This is a genomic window from Paraburkholderia sp. BCC1884 (genome assembly GCF_900996225.1).
Taxonomy (GTDB): Bacteria; Pseudomonadota; Gammaproteobacteria; order Burkholderiales; family Burkholderiaceae; genus Paraburkholderia.
The window spans coordinates 1,444,018-1,467,799 of the sequence record NZ_CAAJGL010000068.1 but is presented as its reverse complement, the minus strand read 5'-3'; the positions used below and the strand labels follow the sequence as shown (position 1 = coordinate 1,467,799).

General features: G+C 61.8%; 21 protein-coding genes. 16 read left to right on the top strand and 5 right to left on the bottom strand.

Annotated elements, in window-relative coordinates; genetic code table 11:
* The first annotated feature begins 1 nt into the window (after position 1).
* Together FQ705_RS13305 and FQ705_RS13300 are read left to right on the top strand one after the other, a co-directional pair.
* On the top strand, positions 2–814 hold the full coding sequence (locus FQ705_RS13305) for a DUF72 domain-containing protein (protein ID WP_186307849.1): 813 nt from the start codon (positions 2–4) through the stop codon (positions 812–814).
* Positions 815–932: 118 nt separating this feature from the next.
* The gene (locus FQ705_RS13300) at positions 933–2,051 is read left to right on the top strand and encodes a 3-deoxy-7-phosphoheptulonate synthase (RefSeq protein ID WP_144141486.1); all 1,119 of its coding nucleotides are present in this window, start codon (positions 933–935) and stop codon (positions 2,049–2,051) included.
* 180 nt (positions 2,052–2,231) lie between these two features.
* On the opposite strand, the gene FQ705_RS13295 is transcribed toward FQ705_RS13300, so the two are convergent.
* Entirely contained in the window at positions 2,232–2,510 is a 279-nt protein-coding gene (locus FQ705_RS13295; RefSeq protein ID WP_006049832.1) for an HU family DNA-binding protein, read from the bottom strand.
* A 350-nt stretch (positions 2,511–2,860) separates the two neighbouring features.
* Between FQ705_RS13295 and FQ705_RS13290 the strand changes: the two genes are divergently transcribed.
* Together FQ705_RS13290 and FQ705_RS13285 are read left to right on the top strand one after the other, a co-directional pair.
* The gene (locus FQ705_RS13290) at positions 2,861–3,268 is read left to right on the top strand and encodes a hypothetical protein (protein WP_144141483.1); all 408 of its coding nucleotides are present in this window, start codon (positions 2,861–2,863) and stop codon (positions 3,266–3,268) included.
* 174 nt (positions 3,269–3,442) lie between these two features.
* Positions 3,443–5,416 carry a putative bifunctional diguanylate cyclase/phosphodiesterase gene (locus tag FQ705_RS13285; RefSeq protein ID WP_144141481.1) on the top strand — a complete coding sequence of 658 codons (1,974 nt, stop codon included), beginning with the start codon at positions 3,443–3,445 and terminating at the stop codon, positions 5,414–5,416.
* 51 nt (positions 5,417–5,467) lie between these two features.
* On the opposite strand, the gene FQ705_RS13280 is transcribed toward FQ705_RS13285, so the two are convergent.
* Complete coding sequence (locus FQ705_RS13280; protein ID WP_144141479.1) at positions 5,468–6,193, bottom strand: DUF899 family protein; 726 nt, start codon at positions 6,191–6,193, stop codon at positions 5,468–5,470.
* Positions 6,194–6,548: 355 nt separating this feature from the next.
* Here FQ705_RS13280 and FQ705_RS13275 point away from each other — a divergent pair, with 355 nt between their 5' ends.
* Positions 6,549–7,496 (top strand): LysR substrate-binding domain-containing protein, encoded by a 948-nt coding sequence (locus tag FQ705_RS13275; RefSeq protein ID WP_144141477.1) that lies wholly within the window; start codon positions 6,549–6,551, stop codon positions 7,494–7,496.
* Between the two features lie 114 nt (positions 7,497–7,610).
* Positions 7,611–8,873, top strand: a complete 1,263-nt coding sequence (locus tag FQ705_RS13270) for an MFS transporter (RefSeq protein ID WP_144141475.1) — start codon at positions 7,611–7,613, stop codon at positions 8,871–8,873.
* Between the two features lie 11 nt (positions 8,874–8,884).
* On the opposite strand, the gene FQ705_RS13265 is transcribed toward FQ705_RS13270, so the two are convergent.
* Positions 8,885–9,490: a peroxidase-related enzyme gene (locus tag FQ705_RS13265; RefSeq protein WP_144141473.1), complete on the bottom strand. Its 606-nt coding sequence runs from the start codon at positions 9,488–9,490 to the stop codon at positions 8,885–8,887.
* Positions 9,491–9,751: 261 nt separating this feature from the next.
* Between FQ705_RS13265 and FQ705_RS13260 the strand changes: the two genes are divergently transcribed.
* Positions 9,752–10,831, top strand: coding sequence for a VTT domain-containing protein (locus FQ705_RS13260; protein ID WP_409934699.1), 1,080 nt, complete (start codon positions 9,752–9,754; stop codon positions 10,829–10,831).
* 140 nt (positions 10,832–10,971) lie between these two features.
* Here the strand turns inward: FQ705_RS13260 and FQ705_RS13255 are convergent, their stop codons facing one another.
* Both FQ705_RS13255 and FQ705_RS13250 read right to left on the bottom strand, forming a co-directional pair.
* Complete coding sequence (locus tag FQ705_RS13255; protein ID WP_144141469.1) at positions 10,972–12,465, bottom strand: aldehyde dehydrogenase; 1,494 nt, start codon at positions 12,463–12,465, stop codon at positions 10,972–10,974.
* Between the two features lie 89 nt (positions 12,466–12,554).
* Complete coding sequence (locus FQ705_RS13250) at positions 12,555–13,106, bottom strand: cupin domain-containing protein (RefSeq protein WP_144141467.1); 552 nt, start codon at positions 13,104–13,106, stop codon at positions 12,555–12,557.
* 430 nt (positions 13,107–13,536) lie between these two features.
* On the opposite strand from FQ705_RS13250, the gene FQ705_RS34525 reads away from it, so the two are divergent.
* The 9 genes from FQ705_RS34525 (at position 13,537) to FQ705_RS13205 (ending at position 23,760) form a co-directional block, all read left to right on the top strand.
* Positions 13,537–13,758 carry a hypothetical protein gene (locus FQ705_RS34525; protein WP_260854471.1) on the top strand — a complete coding sequence of 74 codons (222 nt, stop codon included), beginning with the start codon at positions 13,537–13,539 and terminating at the stop codon, positions 13,756–13,758.
* A gap of 304 nt (positions 13,759–14,062) precedes the next feature.
* On the top strand, positions 14,063–14,857 hold the full coding sequence (locus tag FQ705_RS13240) for a gamma-glutamyl-gamma-aminobutyrate hydrolase family protein (RefSeq protein WP_144141463.1): 795 nt from the start codon (positions 14,063–14,065) through the stop codon (positions 14,855–14,857).
* 32 nt (positions 14,858–14,889) lie between these two features.
* A complete protein-coding gene (locus tag FQ705_RS13235) occupies positions 14,890–16,224 on the top strand; it encodes a glutamine synthetase family protein (protein ID WP_144141461.1) in 1,335 nt (444 codons plus the stop codon).
* Positions 16,225–16,253: 29 nt separating this feature from the next.
* Positions 16,254–17,702 carry an aspartate aminotransferase family protein gene (locus FQ705_RS13230; RefSeq protein WP_144141459.1) on the top strand — a complete coding sequence of 483 codons (1,449 nt, stop codon included), beginning with the start codon at positions 16,254–16,256 and terminating at the stop codon, positions 17,700–17,702.
* Between the two features lie 74 nt (positions 17,703–17,776).
* A complete protein-coding gene (locus tag FQ705_RS13225) occupies positions 17,777–18,898 on the top strand; it encodes a polyamine ABC transporter substrate-binding protein (protein ID WP_144141457.1) in 1,122 nt (373 codons plus the stop codon).
* A 210-nt stretch (positions 18,899–19,108) separates the two neighbouring features.
* Positions 19,109–20,272, top strand: coding sequence for an ABC transporter ATP-binding protein (locus FQ705_RS13220; RefSeq protein WP_144141455.1), 1,164 nt, complete (start codon positions 19,109–19,111; stop codon positions 20,270–20,272).
* Positions 20,269–21,243: an ABC transporter permease subunit gene (locus FQ705_RS13215; RefSeq protein ID WP_144141452.1), complete on the top strand. Its 975-nt coding sequence runs from the start codon at positions 20,269–20,271 to the stop codon at positions 21,241–21,243. The genes FQ705_RS13220 and FQ705_RS13215 overlap by 4 nt, the downstream gene beginning before the upstream one ends.
* Positions 21,240–22,151: an ABC transporter permease subunit gene (locus FQ705_RS13210; RefSeq protein ID WP_144141450.1), complete on the top strand. Its 912-nt coding sequence runs from the start codon at positions 21,240–21,242 to the stop codon at positions 22,149–22,151. The genes FQ705_RS13215 and FQ705_RS13210 overlap by 4 nt, the downstream gene beginning before the upstream one ends.
* Before the next feature lie 37 nt (positions 22,152–22,188).
* Complete coding sequence (locus FQ705_RS13205; protein ID WP_144141448.1) at positions 22,189–23,760, top strand: DUF3138 family protein; 1,572 nt, start codon at positions 22,189–22,191, stop codon at positions 23,758–23,760.
* The last annotated feature ends 22 nt before the right edge of the window (positions 23,761–23,782 follow it).

Genomic DNA, 23,782 nt, shown 5'->3' with positions numbered 1-23,782 from the left:
AGTGCCCACCGCGAAAACATCTAAAAACCCGAGTATCCGCATTGGCATCGGCGGTTGGACTTATGCACCGTGGCGGGGTGTCTTCTATCCCGAAGATCTCACGCAAAGCCGCGAGCTCGAATACGCGAGCAAGAACCTCACGTCGATTGAAATCAACGGCACGTTCTACGGCTTGCAGAAACCGTCGAGTTATGAGAAGTGGTATCAGGAAACGCCGGACGATTTCGTCTTTTCGCTGAAAGCCCCGCGTTACGCGACCAATCGCAAAGTCCTCGCGGATGCCGGTGAAACGATGGAGCGTTTCTTCGCGAGCGGCGTGCTGCTGCTCAAACAGAAACTCGGCCCGATCAACTGGCAATTCGCCACCACCAAGAAATTCGACAAGGAAGATTTCGAGGCTTTTCTGAAGTTGCTGCCCGCAAGCATCGAAGGACAGAAACTCAGGCACGCCGTCGAAGTACGCAACGAAACTTTCCAGACGCCGGAATTCATCGCGCTCGCTCGCCAGTACAAAGTCGCCGTGGTTCTCGCGGGCGACAGCGACTATCCGCAGATCGCCGACCTCACCGCGCCCTTCGTCTACGCCCGCATCATGGGCACGACCGACAAGCAGGCCAAGGGCTACTCGACCAAAGCACTCGATGCATGGGCCGAACGGGCCCGCCAGTTAGCCGGCGGCACCACGCCGGGCGACCTGGAGACCTGCGCCGAACCCGCCGCAAAAACGGCCACCCGCGACGTCTATCTGTACGTGATCAGCGGTTTCAAGGAACGCAACCCGGCAGCGGCCATGGCGTTGATCAAACGCGTCTGACGCGCGGCGTCGCGGCCTGCGCAGGCGAGTGTCATAATCCCGGCAACGAAGCACGGCAACGTCCCTCACCTACTCAGGCCGCGAGGCCACTTCGACACCCAAAGTCCGGGAGACTATTTTGAGCGCCATCGACAATCCTTTGCACGATCAGGAAGTCGGCTCGGCCGACGCCACCCAGGACACCACGCGCATCGACGACGTCCGGATCGGCGCGGTACGTCCGCTGATCTCGCCTGCCTTGCTGCAGGATGAACTGCCCTGTCCGCCTTCGGTGCAGACGCTCGTCGAGAAGACCCGCGCGGAAATCGCCGACATTCTGCACGGCCGCGACGACCGGCTCGTGCTGATCGTCGGCCCCTGCTCGATTCACGACCACGACCAGGCAGTCGAATACGCCCACAAACTCAAGGTCGCGGCGCAAGCCTACAAGGACGATCTGCTGATCGTGATGCGCGTCTACTTCGAGAAGCCGCGCACGACCGTGGGCTGGAAAGGCTATATCAACGATCCGCGTCTGGACGGCAGCTTCCGTATCAACGAAGGCCTGCGCCTCGCGCGGCAACTTCTGCTCGACATCAACGGACTCGGCCTGCCCACGGCCACCGAGTTTCTCGACCTGCTCAGTCCGCAATACATCGCCGATCTGATCGCGTGGGGCGCCATCGGCGCGCGTACGACGGAGAGCCAGAGTCATCGTCAGCTGGCGTCGGGGCTGAGCTGCCCGATCGGCTTCAAGAACGGTACGGACGGCGGCGTGCAGATCGCGGCGGACGCGATCGTCGCCGCGCGCGCGAGTCACGCCTTCATGGGTATGACCAAGATGGGCATGGCCGCGATCTTCGAAACGCGCGGCAACGACGACGCCCACGTGATTCTGCGCGGCGGCAAGAAAGGGCCGAACTACGATAGCGCCTCGGTGCAGGCAACCTGCGAGGCGCTCAAATCAGCGGGTCTGCGTGAGCAGGTGATGATCGACTGCTCGCATGCCAACTCGGGCAAATCGCATTTGCGTCAACTGGAGGTGGTGCAGGACGTGGCGCAGCAACTCTCGCAGCGCGAGCGCCGCATCATCGGCGTCATGCTGGAAAGTCATCTGGAAGAAGGCCGTCAGGATCTGAAGGCCGGCGTGCCGCTGCGTTATGGCGTATCGATCACGGATGCGTGCGTCAGCTGGACGCAGACGGAGCCGGTGCTCGCCACGCTCGCCGAAGCAACGCGCAAACGCCGGGCCGGCTGATCGCGCGCCTGGAGCGGCGACTCAGTCGCATTCCAGGAGCCGCTCAGGCACACGCGCCGCACCAGCTCCGATGCCTACCGCTCACCGGGGTTGGGCAGCGCGTGATTCCTCACACCCGATGCCTCGCTCGCCGCGCGCCGCGATGGCGCGCGTGGCTGCTCCGGCGCGAGGCGCGTTGCATTACGACGCGTTGACTGCTTCCTTGAACGCCTTGCCGGCGGTGAACTTCACCGTCTTGGCTGCAGCGATCTGGATTTCAGCGCCCGTCGACGGATTGCGGCCCACGCGTGCTGCGCGCGCGCCGGTCGAGAAAGAACCGAAACCGACCAGTTGCACCGTATCGCCACCCACCACGGCTTTGGTCACCGCTTCGACGATTGCGTCGATGGTCTGGCCGGTGGCCGCTTTGCTTTCGCCCGTCGCTGCGGCGACTGCATCAATCAGTTCCTGTTTGTTCATAGCACTTCCCGTATGGTAATCATGGAACCGGCGCCACTTCTGTTGCGCCGGGACCGACACACTAACGCATAGGCGCGTATTCGCGCAAACCTTGGGTGTAAGCCTTGTATCACCCGCCCACAGGCAATTTGACGATTTTTCGAGGCAAAGTGCCATAAGAATCGTGCGCTTACGTGTTAATTCCATTTATCGGGCGACGATTGTTAATCACAATCCGTTGCAATTTCAGTGCTTTAGCGCGGCTGAAGCGGCCTCGGGCGGCCTTTTTTACTATGTTATGGTGGTGGTGGAAGAAACGACGTTAACCGGGCCTGGTGTCTGACAATAAAGAATCCGGGAGGAATAAAAAAATGCGGTTTCGCCATATTGCAACATTCGCGGCATGCGTTTCGATATGGACGGGCTTGTTGGCCGCGTTGTCCTGCACGAGCGCGAAAGCTGTCGAAACCGGCTGCGCCACGCTGGTTGGCGCACATGCGCCGGGTTCATCCCAGGGTTTTCAGGTACGAAATGGTGAGCCAGTCGACCTGGTCGGCAGTGGAAAAACAGTGCATGGCAAGCTGCTGGTTTTCGGCGACAACGGCGTATTCCGGGCCTATTGGCAAGCCGAAAATAGCCCGGAAAAATATGTGCTGGCGAATGCCGGCGTCGATACGGTCCGGCTTGTTTCTACACCGCCGCAAGGCACACCCGTGCAGAACGGCGAACCTGGCACGACGCTCGCGCCGCAGCGCGTGCTGTCATGTCCGGCGCTTTGAGCGCGCCACGCCCGTTTAAGCAGCATAACTGACGTAAACAGCAGGCAAAACCGGTCGGACTTACCGGCTTGCGAACGCGATATTGAATTCTCGCGAAAAGACCCTCAAGGTCCCAGCGTCCCTGCCGATATACAAAGCTGCGTGTGCGGCGCAAACGATAAAAAAGGACGGGTCATGGTTCTGCTAGTCAGATTGAGAGAAGCGCTAAGGGTCGCGGAAAGCGATCCCGAACTCGTGCGCTCGCAACTCCAGGCATTCGGCCGCCAGATTCCGCTCCTCTATTTCATTCTGCTCGTCAACACGATGGCCGTCGCAGCCACGCATCTGACGAGCGCGCCCGCCTGGTTATCGGTGTATTTTCCCGCCGCGCTCGGCGCGCTGTGTATCGTTCGGTGTCTGCACTGGTGGCGCGCGCGGCATCGCCCGCTGACCCTGGAGAGCGCTCCGGCCCAACTGCGCAAGCTGGTCTGGCTGGCCGGCCTGTTCGGCGTCGCTTTCAGCACATGGTCGCTCCTCCTGTTTCCGTATGGCACGCCTTATGAGCAGTCGCAGGTCGCGTTCTATATGGCGACGACCCTGGTGGGCTGCGTGTTCTGCCTGATGCATTTACGAGCCGCCGCCCTGCTTCTGCTGTCGATCGTGATCCTAAGCTTTGCCACCTTTCTGGTGCTCACGGGCTATCCGGTTTTCATCGCAATGGCGATCGACATGACGCTGGTGGGCGTAGCGCTCGCGTTCATCATCCACCTCTATTACCGCACCTTCTCCGGCGTGGTTCACGCGCAGCGCGAACTCGAAGCGAGCCAGCTGAAAACCCAGCGTCTGAGCGACGACAACTTCCGGCTCGCGAGCATCGACGTGCTGACCGATCTGCCCAACCGGCGCAGCTTTTTCGCCTCGCTGCGCGCGCTCTCCGAGCAGGCGCTCGGCGCGGGCGGCGGCTTCAACGTCGGCCTGATCGATCTCGACGGCTTCAAGCAGGTCAACGATATCTACGGTCACGCGAGCGGCGACCTCGTGCTGCAGGAAGTCGGCCTGCGGTTGCTGCGTCTGGCCGAGCCCGGCATCTTCTTTGCGCGCCTTGGCGGTGACGAATTCGGCGTGCTGGCGCAGCACAAAATGGCCAACGAAACGCTGGTGGACCTCGGCCAGCGCATTTGCCACGCGCTCAGCGAGCCGTACCGCGTAGCCGGCAACGTCGCCGAGTTGTCGGGGACGATCGGCTGGGCCGCCTTTCCGGAAGCCGGCACCACGGTCACGCAGGTCTTCGAGCGCGCCGACGCGGCGCTCTACGTCGGCAAGGAAAGCCGTCGCGGCACGCCGGTCATTTTCTCGACCGAACACGAGACGCGCATTCGCCGCTCGAGTCTCGTGACCCAGGAACTGCGTCACGCCGACCTCGAGGCGGAACTGTACCTGGAGTTTCAACCGATCGCCGATGTGCTGTCGCAACGCACCATCGGTCTCGAAGCGTTGGGGCGCTGGCAGAATCCGCGGCTCGGCGCGGTCAAGCCGGAGGAATTCATTCGGATTGCCGAGCGTACCGAACTGATTCTGCGCATCACCGAAGTACTGCTGCACAAAGCCCTCGCCGAAGCCGCACGCTGGCCCGAGGAGCTCTATCTGTCCTTCAACCTGTCCGCAATCGACATCTGCACGTCGGCTCGCGCCCGCCGCCTGATCGAGATCGTGCAGGCGAGCGGCGTGCCGCCGCATCGGGTGTCGTTCGAGATCACGGAGACGGCCGTGACGCGCGATTTCGAACAGGCCCGCTGCTCGCTCACCATGATCAAGAAAGCGGGCTGCCGCGTGTCGCTCGACGACTTCGGTACCGGCTATTCGAGCCTCAGCTACGTGCATCGTCTGCCCTTCGATACGATCAAGATCGATCGCAGCTTCATGACCGACGTGGATACCAACAGCGCGTCGAAGAAGATCGTGAAGTCGGTGCTCGATCTGTGCCTGAACCTGGGACTCGAATGCGTGGTGGAAGGACTCGAGACGGCGTCGCAAGCCGAGGTCGTCAAGGCGCTCGGCGCGCGCGCCGTGCAGGGCTATCTGTTCAGCCGGCCGATGCGGGCCAGCGCCATCGCGGCTTATTTGCAGGCGGCGCTCGAACCGGCTTACGAAGTCGCGGCGCAGCCCTAGTTAAAACTTGGCTGCAGGCCGTCGGATGTCACGCGGTGCGTAACGCGTAACTTACGTCGCGGCATCGTAGTTCAGCTTCGGATACCAATCCTTGCCTCGCCCACCCGGCGTCATGTCCAGCACCGTCCAGATCGGCATGACATCCGGCGCACCGCGCGGGTCCTGCCCGGGGTCCGCACTCTCCGGTCCCATCTCCTCGGCCCAGAAATGGCGCACCACGCCATTCTGGCGCGTGAACACATTGAACGCGGGGTTATCGTCGCCGGTGGGATCTTCCGCCGCGTAGTCGCGATTGAACGTGTTACCACCCGACGAATACAGACGCAAATGCCGCCAGCCGCGCGCCTGCTTGAATGCCACGAGTTTCTCGAGCGGCGCACGGCCGATCACGGCGAACGCCACCCGTTGCAGGATGTCGGGCATTTCGCCGTCGTAGGCGCTTAGCAGCGACGTGCACATGGGACACGGCCGCGTGCGTTGCGGTCCGAACATCCAGTTGTAGGTGACGAGCGTGTCGTGTCGGCCGAACATCGCCGAGAGCGTGACAGGTCCGTCTTCGCCCTCGAAACGGTAATCCTCGGGGACGGCGCCCCCAGGCGGCAGCGCGCGACGCTGCGCCGCCACCCGTTCGATATGGCGGCGCAATTCGATTTCCTCGGCCAGCAAGTCGTTGCGCGCGCTGCGATAGGCCTCGCTCTCGCCGGGAAAGCGGCGCGGCAGATCGGCCAGTTCACGGGCCGGCTTGAGGGCCGGTGCAGATGCAGATACGTCGGTCATCAGCTATCTCCTCGGTGAAAAAGCAAGCAAGGGTGCGATCAGGCTGCGCGACGACGGCGCCGCATTTTCGTGCCCTATATCGCTACGACGAATGGCATGGCGGAATATCGACAGGATAGGCGCGGTTTTTTCGCGGCGATGTATCGCGCTGCGCTCTGCCGCGCAGACTGTGTCCGCTGTGCCCGCTGTGCCCGCTGTGTCCGCTGTAAAGCCCGCGTCACAGCCGGCCGACCCACGCGGTATCCTTCGACGAAGCCGCCTCTTTTCAGCCTTTTACCCGTTTCGGCCGGTCCATCCGCTGGATGCGAACGGCACAACGTCACGGCGCGCGACGCGCCGTATCCGGAGAGACATCATGCCGTTTCGTCTGCCACCTCTGCCCGCGCTTCGTCTTTTCGAAGCGGCCGGCAGGCATCAGAGTTTCAAGCTGGCCGCCGAGGAGCTGAGCGTCACGCCGAGCGCAGTCAGTCACGCCATTGTCGGCCTGGAGGAGGCGCTCGGCGTGGAATTGTTCGTACGCGAGCCACGCGGCATTTCGCTTACCGCCCACGGCGCCGATTATCTTTCGTACGTCTCCGAAGCGTTTTCGCTGATAGCGATCGGCACGCAGCGTCTGCCGAATCATCGCGCGGATCGTCCGATTGCCGTGAGTTGCGCGCCGACATTCGCGTCGCGCTGGCTGCTGCCGCGTCTCGCCGGTTTTCGCGCAGAGTGGCCGAATGTGAACGTCACGGTCGACACGTCGCATCGTCATGTCGGCTTTCCCGTCGACGGTTTCGATTTCGCGATTCGCATGAGCCGCGCCCCGGTTGCAGGCACGGCCTGGACGCGGCTATTCGGCGAGCAGTTCGTCCCAGTATGCAGCGCCGCCTATCTCGACGAATTGCGCGGCGAGCACGGCCAGATCGACCTGCGTCGCGCGACGCTCATTCACGTGAACACCGCTGGCGAAGATTGGCAGGCGTGGCTGGACGCAAGCGCCACCGAGGGTGTCGATCTCGCCGGTGGATTGTGCGTCGACACGATCCAGTTGGCCTTTGAAGCCGCCGCCATGGGTCTGGGTATGGCGCTTGGCAGACGCCCCCTGGTGGACCACGATCTGGCCAGCGGCGCACTCGTCGAGGCTTGCGCCGAAACGATTGCCTCCGAGACCGCGTATTGGCTGGTGAGTGCGGAAAACACGCAGCGCCGGCCGGAGCTGTATGAGTTCGGGCGCTGGCTCGTCAGCGAGGCGGCGCAAGTCGATGCGTATTCCGGCGCGGCACTCCATACGCATGAGTCCGTGACCAATCCGCTCTCCTGATCCACCCAAGCCAGCATTCGCCGACACGTGAGCGCCGCTCACGTGTCGTCAAAATCTTTTCCTTTGCCGCGTCTGATGCTCGCTGCGACCATGCGGTTCAAGGAGATCAGAACCATGTCGAGCACCCATCGTCCACGTTTCGCCTTCGCCTTTCACCCGACGTTCCTGGTGATTCTCGCCGGCGCGCTCATCCTGAGCGCCGCGATGGGCATCCGGCAAACTTTCGGGCTCTTCATCGGCCCGTTTTCATTCGATCGCGGTTTGCCGGTCACGCTGATCGCCTTCGCCATCGCGCTGCACAACCTGGTCTGGGGTTTCGCTCAACCCTTCGCGGGCGCCGCCGCCGATCGCTACGGCTCGGCGCCGGTGGTCGCGTTCGGTGCCACCACCTTCGCAGCAGGCCTCGGCCTCGCGGCGGTGGCGCCCGGCGGTGCGACCTTGATCGTCGGCATGGGACTGCTGGTCGGGATCGGCGTGAGCTGTACGACCTTCGGCGTGGTATTGCCGGCGGTCGGCCGCGTTGCCACGGCCAAACAACGCAGTATGGCGATGGGGCTCGTCAGCGCCGGCGGCTCCGCGGGCCAGGTGCTGATGGTGCCGCTGGTGCAAAGCGTGCGGCTCGGTGCGGGCATTGCGACGTCGCTCTTCGTGCTGGCGTTCGTGATGCTGCTGGTCGCCCCGCTCGGCATCGTGCTCGATCGGCGTGCGCGCACTGGAGCGACGGTCCATGAAGCGCCCGCCGCCCCGCTTCGCCAGGTGCTCATGCAAGCCGTCAGGCATCGCGGTTACCGGCTGCTGACGCTGGGTTTCTTCACCTGCGGCTTCCAGCTCGCGTTCATCGCCACGCACCTGCCCGAATACCTGACGCTCTGCCATATGCCGCTGGGCCTGGGCGCTACCGCGCTCGCGCTGATCGGGCTGTTCAACATGGCGGGAAGTTGGGCTTGCGGCTGGCTCGGCGGGCGTTTTCGTCAGCATCATGTGCTCGGCTGGCTGTATCTGATTCGCAGCGCCACCATCGCCACGTTCTTCCTGCTGCCGAAAACCACGATATCGGTCGTCGTTTTCGCGGCCGTGATGGGACTGACCTGGCTTGGCACCGTGCCGCTCACCAGCGGTCTCGTGGCCAAGGTGTTCGGCATGCGCCATCTTGGCAGTCTGTTCGGCGTGTGCTTTCTGAGCCATCAGATCGGCTCGTTTCTCGGCGCGTGGCTCGGCGGCCTGGTGTTCGATCTGACTGGCTCGTATTCGTTGTTGTGGGACGCGACGGTCGTCGTCGGACTCATTGCCGCGATGTTGCATTTTCCAATCGACGACCGCGCCGTGATCGCGTCCGCGTCTGCGTCTGCGTCAGACGCTGAACCTGCGGGCGCCTGAACCGTCACCCACTAATTACGTGGTGAATCGGACGCCGCTTTCGGCACGCGCCCCATCAGATAGAACTCGTCGTTCGGACGCATCGAGATCACATTCGCCATGCGGTTCGACAAGCCGAAAAACGCGGTGATCGCCGAGATGTCCCAGATATCTTCATCGGAAAAGCCGTGTTCGCGCAGGGTTTGAAAGTCGGCCTCGCCGACGCTCGCCGAGGCGCTGCCGACCTTCAGTGCAAAGTCGAGCATCGCTTTCTGACGCGGCGCGATATCCGCCTTACGATGATTCACTGCGACCTGATCGGCTACGAGCGGCGCCTTTTCGTAGATGCGCAGAATCGCACCGTGCGCGACGACGCAGTACAGGCATCCGTTCGCTGCGCTGGTGGCGACCACGATCATTTCGCGCTCGCCTTTGGTCAGGCCGCCCTCCTTCAGCATCAGCGCATCGTGATAGGCGAAGAAGGCGCGAAATTCGTCCGGGCGATGCGCCAGCGTCAGGAAGACGTTCGGCACGAAGCCGGCTTTCTCCTGCACCTCCAGGATGCGCGCGCGGATGTCGTCCGGCCATTCATCCGGTTCGGGCACGGGGTAGCGGCTGATCGGCTGCAGGGATGTCATGCGATGTCTCCGTCATCAATCTGGGCGTGTGGACCATTCTAGCAACCGGGACTGCGCTTCGCACCCGGCGCGGCAGCGGCGGCCGGCCGCGAAGCGTTGCGTCCCTTCGTGGCACCATTTCCCTACCTGTGATTAAATCCGCTACTCGTGCTGCCGGGCCGTCTTCTGGCGCCGCCGCTGGCTCGCTGGAACGCTTCGCCGGTTGCCGGTCGCCGGCTTCGACCCAGGAACGGATCATGCGCGGCACGTTCGTCACGCCCGGTGCGGGCGCGGCCATTTCCTTTCCTTCATCGCAGTATCAGGAGCGCGGTTGTGTGGCATTTTCCGGTTGCTATTCCACCCTCGCTGGGCGTCTGGGCCGTTTTCATGAGCGTGCTCGTCACCCAGCTCGGCGTGCCGATTCCGGCCGCGCCAATGCTGATTCTGGGTGGAACCATGGCTGCCATGGGACAAACCTCCTATACCAACGTGGTGTTCGCCGCCGTGGTCGCCACGCTGATCGCCGATTCACTGTGGTTCTTCACCGGACGCGCCTATGGCCGCCGGCTGCTGAACTACCTCGTACGCTATTCGCTGTCGCTCGACACGACCGTGCGCGTCGCACGCAACACGTTCGAGCGCTATGGCGTGCCGATTCTCACCATCGCCAAATTCTTGCCGGGCCTCGGCCTGATCTCGGCGCCACTGCTCGGCACCACCGCCATCAACGTGGGCGTATTCCTGCTGTGGGATCTGATCGGCGCGACGCTGTGGGCGAGCGTATGGGTGATCGGCGGCGCCGCGCTGCATGATCAGATCGTGCAACTGGTCCTGCTCGTGCGGAACAACGGCGGCACCATCGTCGATGCGTTTGCCGCGATCTTCGTGGCCGTGCTGCTGTATCGCTGGGTGCGCCGCTGGCAGTTCCGCCGCTGGCTCGCGCATATCCGTATCAGTCCGGACCAGCTCGACGAGATGATGAAATCGGCCGAACCACCACTGATTCTGGATGCACGGCCGCGCTGCGTGCGCGAGAAGGAATCGCACCGGATCGCCGGGGCCCTGCCGCTCGATCTCGATTCGCCCGAGCCGATTCATCCCGATCTGCTGCAGCGGCCCATCGTTGTTTACTGCGTGTGCCCGAACGAAGCGACGGCCAAGCGGATCATCGATCAGCTGCATCGCAAGAACATCCGCCAGGTGCGCGCGCTCAAGGGCGGACTCGACGCGTGGGAGAAGCGCGGCTATCCGGTGGAACCTCTGCCGGTCGACTTCTATACAGCACGCGCTCATCTGCTGGAAGACGAAGCCGACGAGCAAGCCGAAGGGGAATACACGGTGCGAGCGCAGCTGGCGGAGTAGACGCGAAGCTTTGCGCTCGCCGGGCGGACTTCGTGCTCGCGCAGGCGAGCGGCACACTGCTCGCCTGAACGGTCGGCTTACGCAAGGGCCGACGTCGGCCCGATCGATCGTCGTCGACAGGCCGACCGCCGGTTTGCCCCTTAGCGCAGCCGCACCAGCGTGGACTTCAGCTCGGTGTATTTCTCCATCGCGTGCAAGGACTTGTCGCGGCCATTTCCCGATTGCTTATATCCGCCGAACGGGAAGTTCATGTCGCCGCCTTCGTCGTAGCAATTGACCCATACGGTGCCCGCGCGCAACTGGCGCGACACCTCGTGCGCAGTGGTCAGATTCGAGGTCCAGACCGCTGCCGCGAGACCATACTCGCTGTCGTTGGCGATACGGATCGCTTCGTCGACGGTATCGAACGTGATCACCGAGAGCACCGGTCCGAAGATTTCCTCTCGCGCCACTTTCGCGCCGGAAGCCGGAATCTCGAAGATGGTCGGCTCGATGTAGAAGCCACCCGACTCTTCCTTCACGCGCGAGCCGCCCAGCAGCAGCTTCGCTTCGGCGCGGCCCGCTTCGATATAGCCGAGCACACGTTCGAGCTGAATCTTATCGACGATCGCGCCCATCGACGTGTTCGGATCGAGCGGATTGCCAGGCGTATAGCTGCGCGCCGCGGCGATCAGTTTGTCGAGGAACGCTTCTTTGATGTCGCGATGCACGAGCAGACGCGAACCCGCCGTGCACATCTCGCCCATGTTGTAGAAGATGGCCCCGGCCGCCGCATTCGCCGCGCGGTCCATATCCGGGCAATCGGGCATGACGATGTTCGGCGACTTGCCGCCGAGTTCGAGCCATACGCGTTTCAGGTTCGACTGCCCGGCATATTGCATGATCAGCTTGCCGACGTTGGTCGAGCCGGTGAAGGCGAGACAGTCCACGTCTTCATGCAGCGCCAGCAGCTTGCCCGGTTCGCCCGCACCCGGCACGACGTTGAACACGCCTGCGGGAATGCCGGCGTCGAGCGCGAGTTGCGCCAGGCGAATCGCGGTAAGCGGCGACTTCTCCGACGGCTTGAGCACCACGCTATTGCCTGCCGCTAGCGCCGGGCCGAACTTCCACGACGCCATCAGGATCGGGAAATTCCACGGCACCACCGCGGCCACCACGCCGATCGGCTCGCGCGTCACGAGTCCGACCAGATGATGATCGGCGGGCGCGACTTCGCCGCCTACCTTATCGATCGCTTCCGCAAACCATTCGACGCAATACGCCGCGCCCGGCACGTCGACCGTGGTGGTGTCGGCAATCGGCTTGCCGGCGTCGAGCGTTTCGAGCAACGCGAGTTCATCCGCATGCTCGCGAATCGATGCCGCCCAGCGCAGCAGCACGGCTTTGCGCTGGCGCGGATTGAGCCCGGACCATACGCCGGCGTCGAACGCCTGACGCGCGGCGGCGACGGCGGCATCGACATCCGCAGCAGCGCTGTCGGCCACTTTCGCCAGCAGCTTGCCGTCGATCGGACTCAGGCAGTCGAACGTGCGCCCGCTGCTGGCATCACGGTATTCACCGCCGATGAACGCGCGACCTTCGATCGAAAGCGTAGCGGCCTTGTCCTGCCAATAAGCGAGAGATTTCTTGTCCATCAGGATGCCTCAATGTTATGCGCGCGACGCAAACCGGCGTCGACATCGAACGGCCTTGCACTGCGTCGCGGCGTGTTGGCGCGGAGTCTTTAGAACGTGGGCGGCGAATTGGCCGACACGATCTCGCAGAGATGCTCCGCGCTGGGATTGCGAAAACGGTGCGGCAAGCGGCTCTCGAAGTAGTAACTGTCGCCGGGGTCGAGCAGCCAGATCGTGCCGTCCACCGTCAATTCGATCTGACCGCTGACGATCACGCCGCCTTCGTGTCCCTCGTGCACGAGCATTTCCGGCCCCGTATCCGACAGCGGCTGATAGACCTCGCGCAGAATGCCCATGTTCCGGTCTTTGATGCTCGAGCCCGCCAGATAGAACTCGATCGACTCATTGCCGAGGTTCGGCATATCGACACGGCGCGACACCACGGAGCGCTCGACCTCCACTTCGAAGGTGAAGAATTCGGCCAGACTCATGGGTATGCATTCGAGCAACTTCTTCAGCGAGCCGACCGAAGGACTGACGCGATTCTGCTCGATCAACGAGATCGTGCCGTTGGTCACCCCTGCCCGCTTAGCCAGCTCACGCTGAGACAAGCCGTGCTTCTTGCGGATGTATTGCAGGCGGGTTGCTACTTCTATAGACATTGCTAGGTTCTCTGACATTGAAGACGGTCGGGGCGCGTGGGTCGAGCAACGAATCCGGGTGACGAGTGCTCGCAAGTGTTGAATATTCTAGTCACTTTGACTATTGCGCCGCTGGGGAAAACCCTGAAAGGATTCCGAAATAGAAAACGCGCAACGTTCGTTCCCACGGGATGGGATTCTAGTCGGACCCTCGGGAAACCCCTGATAATTCTTTTGTAGAAATGATTTGACGGCATTATTGGCTCGTATATGCTGGTTCTCAGGCGATCGTCACACCAGCTTCACAAGACGCGAGAGGGTCTTTGGAAGCAGCGCAAATTCACTTGGCGCGGTGCAAGAAGATCATCCCAGCGTCCTGTTTCTTTAAACGCCCCGTGCGGATTCTGAGCAGGCCGTTCAATACTTTCAACAGCGCTAGTCGAGTCTAATCGTGAGAGTCCGAGGCCCTTTGGTGAGATGGAATCGTAGTCAGGCGAGTTGTCTTCGCGCTGACGGCGCCATCGCCGACGGCAGCAACGGCAGCCTTGCGTTCCGCCGCTTCCTGTCCGTCTTCACGATCCTGTCCCGTCGTTCAGTTCGACGTCACAACTCCATCTCCGCGCGCGCCTTCATTGCAGTGCGCACGGACGAAGTCGCCTCGCTACTGCCGTAGCGCCTCCCTCCTTTTCGTCGTTCGATTTGTCCGTTTGCGCGAGCGCACTCTTTCGAGTTGCGAGTTCGTGCGTGTGCGGTGCTGTCTGCCATCCGCACACTTTGCGTCCACCGGAATAGTTGCCTGGCGCAACGGCTCAAATCGAACGACCCACCTGCTTATCACGCGCGGCGCGTTTCTGTCGAAGAGAACCGCCCGCACTATCCGGCGGTCTGGCGGCTTGCGCCCGGCTGCGGAATCGTGCCGCGCTGTGTTTAACGTTGTTCATGCCGCGTCCCGCGGGGAACACACACGTCTATTCGTCATGCGAAACAAACCTCTGGTCGGTATCAGCGCCGACAGAACGATGATGGGAGCCCACCCGTCCCACGTGGTCGGCGAGAAGTACATCGCCGCGATCGTGGACGGCTCGCAGGCGCTCGCCATGCTGCTGCCGGCGCTCGGCGAACGTCAGTCCATTGAAGACGTACTCGCGACAGTCGACGGTCTGCTCTTTACCGGCAGCTATTCGAATGTCGAGCCGCATCGTTACGGCGGCCACGCCAGCGTGCCGGGCACGTTGCACGACGCCGCACGCGACGCGACGACGCTGCCGCTGCTGCGTGCCGCAGTCGCCGCCGGTGTGCCGGTGCTGGCCGTATGCAGGGGCTTCCAGGAAATGAACGTGGTGTTCGGCGGGACCTTGCATCAAAGCGTTCACGCGGTGGCGGGTCTGAACGACCATCGTGAGAACAAGGAAGACGACCTGGACGTGCAATACGCACCGTCGCATTCGATCACGCTGACGCAGGGCGCTCTGTTGCAACGCCTCGCGGGCGGCACGAATGAAGCGCGTGTGAATTCATTGCACGGTCAGGGCGTCGAGCGGTTGGGCGCCGGCCTCACGGCCGAAGCGATTGCGCCGGACGGGTTGATCGAAGCGGTGAGCGTGACGGATGCGCGTGCCTTCGCTCTGGGTGTGCAATGGCACCCCGAATGGAAACACGCCAACGACGCACTTTCCACCGCGATCTTTCGCGCGTTCGGCGACGCCTGCCGCGATCGAATGCGCACCAAGGCCGGCTATGGCGCGGCATCCGCCGCTGCCACGCATGCCTGAGCCGGTCGCGCACCAAAATAGAGAGAATAAACATGCATGAGATCGACGAATTTCTGAAGAAGAACCGCGTCACCGAAATCGAAGCGATCATTCCGGATATGGCCGGGATCGCGCGCGGCAAGATCATTCCGCGCAGCAAGTTCGAATCCGGTGAGTCGATGCGCTTGCCGCAGGCGGTGATGATCCAGACCGTCACAGGGGACTATCCGGAAGACGGCACGCTCACCGGCGTCACCGATCCGGACATGGTGTGCGTGCCCGATGCGAGCACTATCCGCATGATCCCGTGGGCGATCGATCCGACCGCCCAGGTGATCCACGATTGCGTTCATTTCGACGGCACGCCGGTTGCGATTTCGCCGCGCCGGGTGCTACGCCGCGTGCTCGAACTCTATAAGGCCAAAGGCTGGAAGCCGGTCATCGCGCCCGAGCTGGAGTTCTATCTGGTCGATATGAACAAGGACCCGGACCTGCCGCTGCAGCCGCCTATCGGTCGTACGGGTCGTCCGGAAACCGGCCGTCAGGCGTACTCGATCGAAGCCGTCAACGAATTCGATCCGCTGTTCGAGGACATCTACGAGTACTGCGAGGTGCAGGAACTCGAAGTCGACACGCTGATTCACGAAGTCGGCGCCGCGCAGATGGAAATCAACTTCATGCACGGCGATCCGCTGAAACTCGCCGACAGCGTGTTCCTCTTCAAGCGCACGGTGCGCGAAGCGGCCTTGCGCCACAAGATGTACGCCACGTTCATGGCCAAGCCGATGGAAGGCGAACCGGGCTCGGCCATGCACATGCACCAGAGCCTCGTCGACGAAGAAACCGGCCACAACCTCTTCACCGGCGCGGACGGCAAGCCGACCTCGCTCTTCACGGGCTATATCGCCGGTCTGCAGAAGTACACGCCGGCACTGATGCCGATCTTCGCGCCGTATATCAACTCGTATCGCCGGCTATCGCGCTTCATGGCCGCGCCAATCAACGTGGCGTGGGGTTACGACAACCGCACGGTGGGCTTCCGGATTCCGCATTCGGGACCGGCCGCGCGTCGCATCGAAAACCGTATTCCGGGTGTGGACTGCAATCCTTATCTGGCGATTGCCGCGACGCTCGCCGCCGGTTACCTCGGCATGACGCAAAAGCTCGAAGCCACCGAGCCGTTGCTGAGCGACGGTTACGAGTTGCCCTACCAGTTGCCGCGCAATCTGGAAGAAGGCCTGACGCTGATGGGTGCCTGCGAACCGATCGCCGAAGTACTCGGCGAGAAATTCGTGAAGGCCTATCTCGCTCTGAAAGAAACCGAATATGAAGCGTTTTTCCGCGTGATCAGTTCGTGGGAACGCCGGCATTTGCTGCTGCACGTCTAAACGCAAACGCAAGAAAAACTGGAGGCAGTATGAGCTACAGAACAGAGGAAGTCGCTTACGTGCAACCGGCCGCGCCAATTAGCGCCGCCGCGAGCGCATCGACCACGCAGGCCGCCCGCAGCACCGCCGAATACCGGGCGCTCGACGCCGCGCATCACATTCATCCGTTCTCGGATATGGGCTCGCTCAATCGCAGCGGCAGCCGCGTGATCGTGAAGGCCCAGGGCGTGTATCTGTGGGATTCGGAAGGCAACAAGGTAATCGACGGCATGGCCGGCCTGTGGTGCGTGAACGTCGGTTACGGCCGCAAGGAACTGGCCGACGCCGCGTACCAGCAGATGCAGGAACTGCCGTACTACAACACCTTCTTCAAGACCACGCACCCGCCGGTGATCGAACTGTCCGCGCTGCTCGCGGAACTGACGCCGGAACCGTTCAATCACTTCTTCTACTGCAACAGCGGCTCGGAAGGCAACGATACGGTGTTGCGCATCGTCCATCAATATTGGGCGACGCAAGGCAAACACTCGAAGAAGTTCGTCATCTCGCGCAAGAACGGTTATCACGGATCGACGATTGCGGGCGGCACGCTCGGCGGCATGGGTTATATGCACGAACAGATGCCCTCGAAAGTCGAGAACATCGTGCACATCGATCAGCCCTATTTCTTTGGGGAGGCCCAAGGCAATCTGACGCCGGAAGAATTCGGCCTCGCGCGCGCCCAGCAACTGGAAGCGAAGATCCTCGAGATCGGCGCTGACAACGTGGCCGCGTTCATCGGTGAGCCTTTCCAGGGAGCGGGCGGCGTAATCTTCCCGGCTTCGACGTATTGGCCGGAAATCCAGCGCATTTGCCGCAAGTACGACATTCTGCTGGTCGCCGACGAGGTCATCGGCGGTTTCGGCCGCACTGGCGAATGGTTCGCGCATCAGCACTTCGGCTTCGAGCCGGACCTGATCACGCTGGCCAAGGGTCTGACGAGCGGTTATGTGCCAATGGGCGCAGTCGGCCTGCATGATCGCGTCGCCAAAGCGATCATCGAGAACGGCGACTTCAATCACGGCCTCACCTACTCCGGCCACCCGGTGGCCGCAGCGGTCGCCGTCGCCAATCTCAAGCTGCTGCGCGACGAGAAGATCGTCGAGCGCGTCAAGACCGACACGGGTCCGTATTTCCAGAAACAACTGCGCGACACGTTCGCCAATCATCCGATCGTCGGCGAAATCGCCGGCGCCGGCCTGGTGGCCGGTTTGCAACTCGCGCAAGACCCGAAAGCACGCAAGCGCTTCGCCAATGGCGGGGACGTCGGCACGATTTGCCGTGACTTCTCCTTCAACGGCAATCTGATCATGCGCGCCTCCGGCGACCGCATGCTGCTGTCGCCGCCGCTTGTCATCAGCAAGCTGGAAATCGATGAAATCGTGTCGAAAGCGAAGCAAGCCATCGACGCCACGGCACAACAACTCGGTATTTCGTAACGGCAGTTCGTTCCGGCATGAGCTCACCCACAATCCAGGCGCGTGCCGGTTCTTCACATCAAGGGAAAAAAACCATGAGCGTTAGTCATCTTCGTCATGCGGTCGCGGGGGCCGCGGTTCTCGCCTTTACCGGTTTTGCGGCGCTGTCGGTGACGCCGGCCCTTGCGGCCGACACGGAACTGAACGTGTACAACTGGTCGGACTACATCGCGAAAGATACGATTTCGAACTTCGAAAAGCAGGACAGCATCAAGGTCAAATACGACAACTACGATAGCGACGACACCCTGCAAGCCAAGCTGCTCGCCGGTAGTTCGGGTTACGACATCGTGGTGCCGACGTCGAACTACATGGCCAAGCAGATTCAGGCCGGCGTGTACCAGAAGCTCGACAAATCGAAGCTGCCGAACCTCGCGAACCTCGACCCCGTGTTGATGAAGATGATCGCCGACGCCGATCCGGGCAACCAGTACGGTGTGCCTTGGGCGTACGGCACGGATGGTATCGGCTATAACGTGCAGGCCGTGCAGAAAGCGCTCGGCGCGAATGCACCGGTAGACAGCTGGGCACTCGTGTTCGATCCGGCCAATCTCTCGAAGCTGAAAGGCTGCGGTGTATCGTTCCTCGACCAGGCCGTCGACGTGTTCGCCGCCACGCTGCAATACATGCACAAAGATCCGAACAGCACGAACCCTGCCGACTACCAGGCCGCGTTCGAAGTGCTGAAGAAAGTCCGCCCCTACATCACTCAATTCAATTCATCGGGCTACATCAACGACCTCGCCAATAACGACGTGTGCGTCGCCGTGGGCTGGTCGGGCGACGTCGGCATCGCAAGCCGCCGCACCGAAGAAGCCAAGCGCTCGTATCAGGTCAAATTCTCGAACGTGAAGGAAGGCGGCCTGCTGTGGTTCGACGTGATGGTGATCCCGAAAGACGCGCCGCACCCGGAGGCCGCGCTGAAATGGATCAACTACATTTCCGACCCGAAGGTCAACGCCGCGATCACCAACGAAGTGTTTTACCCGACCGCGAACAAGGCCGCGCGCCAGTTCGTGACTCCGGGCGTCGCACAGGACAAGACCGTTTATCCGGGCGACGACGTGTTGAGCAAGATGACGCTGATGAAGCCGATGCCGACCGATATTCTGCGCCTCGAAAACCGTCTTTGGGCGCAGCTTAAAACCGGTCATTGATTAAACCCACGAGTTAGAACTTCGATCCCGCGCTCAGGGATCGCTCGAACCCTGAGCGCATGAAAGCAGTACCGGTAGTCAGCCTGCGCGCGTTTAAGGTCCCACCTGCGCGCAGTCCCATGTTTTCCGATCGCAGCGCCAGTGCGAGACGCTCCCCGCGCCCTCGTAGGGAGACACTTGCGCCCGCGATCCGCAAGGAATGGTTACATCATGAACTCGACGACCCTTAAAAGCGCAGCCGGCGCCACGCAGATGGCCCGCCCCGCAGTGGCGACAAAATCGAAGTCGGATGAATTCGTCCGCATCGAAAATGTCGTGAAGAAATTCGGTGACAGCACCGCTGTCGACAACGTCAATCTGAGCATTGCCAAGAACGAGTTGTTCGCGCTGCTCGGCAGCTCCGGCTGCGGCAAGTCCACCCTCCTGCGCATGCTCGCAGGGTTCGAGCCGGTCACGTCGGGGCGTATTTTCGTCGACGGCGAAGATCTCGCCGCGATGCCGCCGTACAAGCGGCCGGTCAACATGATGTTCCAGTCGTATGCGCTGTTCCCGCACATGAGCGTCGAAGCGAATATCGCTTTCGGGCTGAAGCAGGAAGGCACGCCGAGGAACGAGATCAAGGAACGCGTCGCCGACGCGCTCAATCTCGTGCAGATGGGGAAGTACGCGCAGCGCAAGCCACATCAACTGTCAGGCGGTCAACAACAACGTGTCGCGCTGGCCCGTTCGCTCGTCAAGCGCCCGAAGCTGCTGCTGCTCGATGAACCGATGTCGGCGCTCGACAAAAAGATCCGCCAGAAAACCCAGCTCGAACTGGTGAACATCATCGAGAAAGTGGACGTGACCTGCGTGATGGTCACGCACGATCAGGAAGAAGCGATGACGATGGCCGGCCGCCTCGCGGTGATGAGCGAAGGCCGCATCGTGCAGATCGGTTCGCCGAGTCAGGTGTACGAGTTTCCGAATAGCCGCTTCTCGGCCGAATTCATCGGCTCGACCAATCTGTTCGAAGGCACGGTCGTCGCCGATGAGCCGGACCATATCTTCGTCGAGAGCGACGAGCTCGAATCGCGCATTTACGTGAGTCACGGCGTTACTGGTCCACTCGGCATGCCGGTCGGTATCTCGGTGCGTCCGGAGCGCGTCAAGGTATCGCTCGACAAGCCCTCGACGCCACACAACTGGGCACGCGGCGTGGTCTCCGACGTGGCGTATATGGGCAGCTATTCGCTGTATCACGTGCGTCTGCCGAGCGGCAAGACCGTCGTGTCGAATCTCTCCAGTTCGCATCTGATGAGCGAAGGTGCGCCGTCCTATAACGACGACGTGTTCGTCTACTGGTCGCCGGCTAGCGGCGTGGTGCTGACGCAATGAGAAATCCCGCCACCTCTTCCCCCGCGGCGCTGGGCGCGCCCTCAGGCAGCCGTCTGCTCGCTGCGCTGAAAAACCGCCTGTCGATGCTGCTGCCTTCGGGCCGCACCACCGTGATCGGCGTGCCGTTCCTGTGGCTGACGTTGTTCTTCGCGCTGCCGTTCGTGCTGGTGCTGAAAATCAGTTTCGCCGATCTGCGCCTGGGCATTCCGCCCTACACGGATCTGGTGACGGTGAAGGACGGCATGGTGCATTTCGCCATGCAGCTCAGTCACTACGCGTTCCTGCTGCAGGACGATCTGTACGTCGCCACGTATATCAGCTCGTTGAAGATGGCGGCGGTCTCGACCTTCTTCTGTCTGCTGATCGGCTATCCGATTGCGTACTACATCGCGCGCTCGGAGCCGGCGAAACGCAACCTGTTGATGATGGGCGTGATGCTGCCGTTCTGGACGTCGTTCCTGATTCGCGTCTATGCGTGGATCGGCATTCTGAAAGACGACGGCCTGCTCAATCACACGCTGATGTCGATCGGCATGATTCATTCGCCGTTGCGTCTCTATCACACGGATATCGGCGTCTACATCGGCATGGTCTATTCGTATCTGCCGTTCATGGTGATGCCGCTCTATGCGCACCTGGTGAAGATGGATCTGACATTGCTGGAAGCCGCCTACGACCTCGGCTGCAAACCGTGGACCGCGTTCACGCGCATTACGTTGCCGTTGTCGAAGAACGGGATCATCGCCGGCAGTTTGCTGGTGTTCATTCCGGCGGTAGGAGAGTACGTGATTCCCGAACTGCTCGGCGGCGCCGACACGCTGATGATCGGCCGCGTGATGTGGGATGAATTCTTCAACGATATGGACTGGCCGATGGCATCCGCCGTCACGGTCGCCATGGTGCTACTGCTGCTCGTGCCGATGGCCGTGTTCCAGTACTACCAGGTCAAGGAACTGGAGGGCGCGAAATGATCAAGCCTAATAAAACGCTTTCGAATAGCGTGCTGACATTCGGATTTCTGTTTCTCTACATTCCGATCATCAGCCTGATCGTGTACTCCTTCAACGAGTCCAAGCTCGTCACGGTCTGGTCCGGCTTCTCGCTCAAGTGGTATGGCGCGCTGCTGCACGACGACGAGTTATTGAGCGCCGCCTGGCTTTCGCTGAAGATCGGCCTGCTGACGGCCTGCGCGTCGGTGGTGATCGGCACGTGGGCCGGCTTCGTGCTGGCGCGCTTCGGACGCTTTCGCGGCTTCACGCTGTTCGCCGGCATGATCAACGCGCCGCTCGTGATTCCCGAAGTGATTCAGGGCATCTCGCTGCTGCTGCTGTTCGTAGCGCTGGAACAGATGCTCGGCTGGCCGAAGGGCCGCGGCCTCTTCACGATCTGGATCGGTCACGTGATGCTGTGCGTGTCCTATGTGGCGATCATCGTGCAGTCGCGCGTGAAGGAACTCAACAAGTCGCTCGAAGAAGCCGCGCTCGATCTCGGCGCGACACCCTTCAAGGTGTTCTTCCTGATCACGCTGCCACTGATCTCGCAAGCCTTGATGTCCGGTTGGCTCCTGTCGTTCACGCTCTCCTTCGACGACCTCGTGCTGTCCGCGTTTCTCTCCGGTCCCGGCTCGACGACGCTGCCGCTCGTCGTGTTCTCGCGCGTGCGTCTCGGCCTGAATCCGGAAATGAATGCGCTGGCGACGATCTTCATCAGCACGGTGACGATCGGCGTGATCGCCGTGAACCGCTGGATGCAGATACGTGAACGCAAGCGCAACCGCGATATGCAAATGGCGTTCGCACTTGCCGAAGCCGCCGACCCTTTGCCTTCGGCACCACAACAAGCCGCCGTACGTAAGTCGCTCGATACGGCACGCGCATAGAAGTTCTTTCGCAATACGACCAATAAGGAGAATTTGAATGAGAAAGAAGCTTATCTGTCTGTTGGTGGCGGGGAGTCTGCCTGGCATGGCCATGGCAGATGCCACCAGCGACCAGATCAAGGCGCTCCAGGCCCAACTCAACTCGCTGCAAAAGGAGGTGAAGCAGCTGCGGGCCGAAGTCGCCAGCAAACCCAAGGCAGTCACCGCGGCGACGATGGCGCCTGCCCCGGTTGTGGTGGCCGCGCCGGTGGATATCTCGTCGCCGGATTACGGCAAGGCACAGGCGACGCTGTCCAACGACGACGTCACGTCGATGAAACAACAGATCGCCAATCAGCAATTGAAGGTGGACTCGCTCGAAGACGCAGCGCAGACCGGGCCGATCGCGGGCTTGTCGGTGACGGGTTATATCGACCCGACCTATATCTATAACCGCGCGCAAAGCAGCTCCTCGTTCCTGTTCGCGAACCACGAAAGCAGCTACAACTACTTCAACAGCACGTTCGGCGATCTGTACCTCGACATCAAGAAGACCTTCGGGGTCGGCCCGATGGCGCCGTCGGCCGAAATCACCTTGATGCCGAACCGCGGCAACGGGATTACGCTGCTTGCCAACGAACATGGCGACATCGGCAACAACATCCTGAACACGGCGGTCATCAACGTGCCGTTGACGGCGACCACGACACTCGTGGCCGGTTTGATTCCGAGCTTCGGCGGCTATGAAGTGCAGCAGTCGAATCAGATGCTCACGCTCACGCACAACCTGCTGTACGACTTCTCGGATCCGGGCAGCTACATCGGGGTCGGCGCGAACTACGCGACGGGCAACTGGGCGTGGAAGTTCTTCCTCGGCAATGAACAGTACCGCACGTATGGTGCGACGACGCAGATCGGCACCAACGCACTGGGCGACCCGATCACGACCAGCAACAAGATCCCGACCTTCACGGCGCGTACCGACTACACGTGGTCGAGCGCACTCGATGTGGGCGGCTCGGTCAATATCGGCCGTCAGACCTTGTCGAGCGCAGTCGATCCCACCACGGGCAGTGTCGCCTACGGGATTGGCGGCCAGTCGCCGAGCGCGGGCGGCACCTTCTTCTTCACCGAAGCCGACCTGACCTATACCCTCGCCGACGTGCAGTACAACGCCGAAGTCGACTACGGCCAGCAGCAGAACGGCGCGTACAACGGCGGCCAGGCGCAGTGGTATGGCCTGTCGCTGCTCGCGCACCGCAAGTTCAGTCTGCCGATGGTGGGCCGCATGGGCGTGACCGCACGTTATGACCTGCTCGTGGATAGCAAGAACGGCGGCGGTGGCGGTGGCATCGCGTTGAACTCGAACGGTATGGATACGGCCGACGGCTTCGGTATCGGCGCGGATTGCCTCGCCAATTCGAAGGCGAACGGCGGCCTTGGCTTCGAGTGCAAGGGCGCGACCCATCAGGACGTGTCGCTCGATGTGTTGTTCTATCCGACCCAGCAGATCACGGTCAAGGTGGAATACCGCCACGACTGGGCCAACAAGCAGGTGTTCCTGAAGAACGACGGTTCGTACGGCAAGTCCAACGACCTGCTCGCGACGCAGTTCATCTACTCGTTCTAAACCGTATCGCCCTTGCGCCTGG

What these genes read in the sequence shown, in the direction of transcription:
- FQ705_RS13295 (WP_006049832.1), bottom strand. Translation starts at nt 2,510, where the DNA reads ATGAACAAACAGGAACTGATTGATGCAGTCGCCGCAGCGACGGGCGAA.
- FQ705_RS13290 (WP_144141483.1), top strand. Translation starts at nt 2,861, where the DNA reads ATGCGGTTTCGCCATATTGCAACATTCGCGGCATGCGTTTCGATATGG.
- FQ705_RS13285 (WP_144141481.1), top strand. Translation starts at nt 3,443, where the DNA reads ATGGTTCTGCTAGTCAGATTGAGAGAAGCGCTAAGGGTCGCGGAAAGC.
- FQ705_RS13280 (WP_144141479.1), bottom strand. Translation starts at nt 6,193, where the DNA reads ATGACCGACGTATCTGCATCTGCACCGGCCCTCAAGCCGGCCCGTGAA.
- FQ705_RS13275 (WP_144141477.1), top strand. Translation starts at nt 6,549, where the DNA reads ATGCCGTTTCGTCTGCCACCTCTGCCCGCGCTTCGTCTTTTCGAAGCG.
- FQ705_RS13270 (WP_144141475.1), top strand. Translation starts at nt 7,611, where the DNA reads ATGTCGAGCACCCATCGTCCACGTTTCGCCTTCGCCTTTCACCCGACG.
- FQ705_RS13265 (WP_144141473.1), bottom strand. Translation starts at nt 9,490, where the DNA reads ATGACATCCCTGCAGCCGATCAGCCGCTACCCCGTGCCCGAACCGGAT.
- FQ705_RS13255 (WP_144141469.1), bottom strand. Translation starts at nt 12,465, where the DNA reads ATGGACAAGAAATCTCTCGCTTATTGGCAGGACAAGGCCGCTACGCTT.
- FQ705_RS13250 (WP_144141467.1), bottom strand. Translation starts at nt 13,106, where the DNA reads ATGTCTATAGAAGTAGCAACCCGCCTGCAATACATCCGCAAGAAGCAC.
- FQ705_RS13240 (WP_144141463.1), top strand. Translation starts at nt 14,063, where the DNA reads ATGCGAAACAAACCTCTGGTCGGTATCAGCGCCGACAGAACGATGATG.
- FQ705_RS13235 (WP_144141461.1), top strand. Translation starts at nt 14,890, where the DNA reads ATGCATGAGATCGACGAATTTCTGAAGAAGAACCGCGTCACCGAAATC.
- FQ705_RS13230 (WP_144141459.1), top strand. Translation starts at nt 16,254, where the DNA reads ATGAGCTACAGAACAGAGGAAGTCGCTTACGTGCAACCGGCCGCGCCA.
- FQ705_RS13225 (WP_144141457.1), top strand. Translation starts at nt 17,777, where the DNA reads ATGAGCGTTAGTCATCTTCGTCATGCGGTCGCGGGGGCCGCGGTTCTC.
- FQ705_RS13220 (WP_144141455.1), top strand. Translation starts at nt 19,109, where the DNA reads ATGAACTCGACGACCCTTAAAAGCGCAGCCGGCGCCACGCAGATGGCC.
- FQ705_RS13215 (WP_144141452.1), top strand. Translation starts at nt 20,269, where the DNA reads ATGAGAAATCCCGCCACCTCTTCCCCCGCGGCGCTGGGCGCGCCCTCA.
- FQ705_RS13210 (WP_144141450.1), top strand. Translation starts at nt 21,240, where the DNA reads ATGATCAAGCCTAATAAAACGCTTTCGAATAGCGTGCTGACATTCGGA.
- FQ705_RS13205 (WP_144141448.1), top strand. Translation starts at nt 22,189, where the DNA reads ATGAGAAAGAAGCTTATCTGTCTGTTGGTGGCGGGGAGTCTGCCTGGC.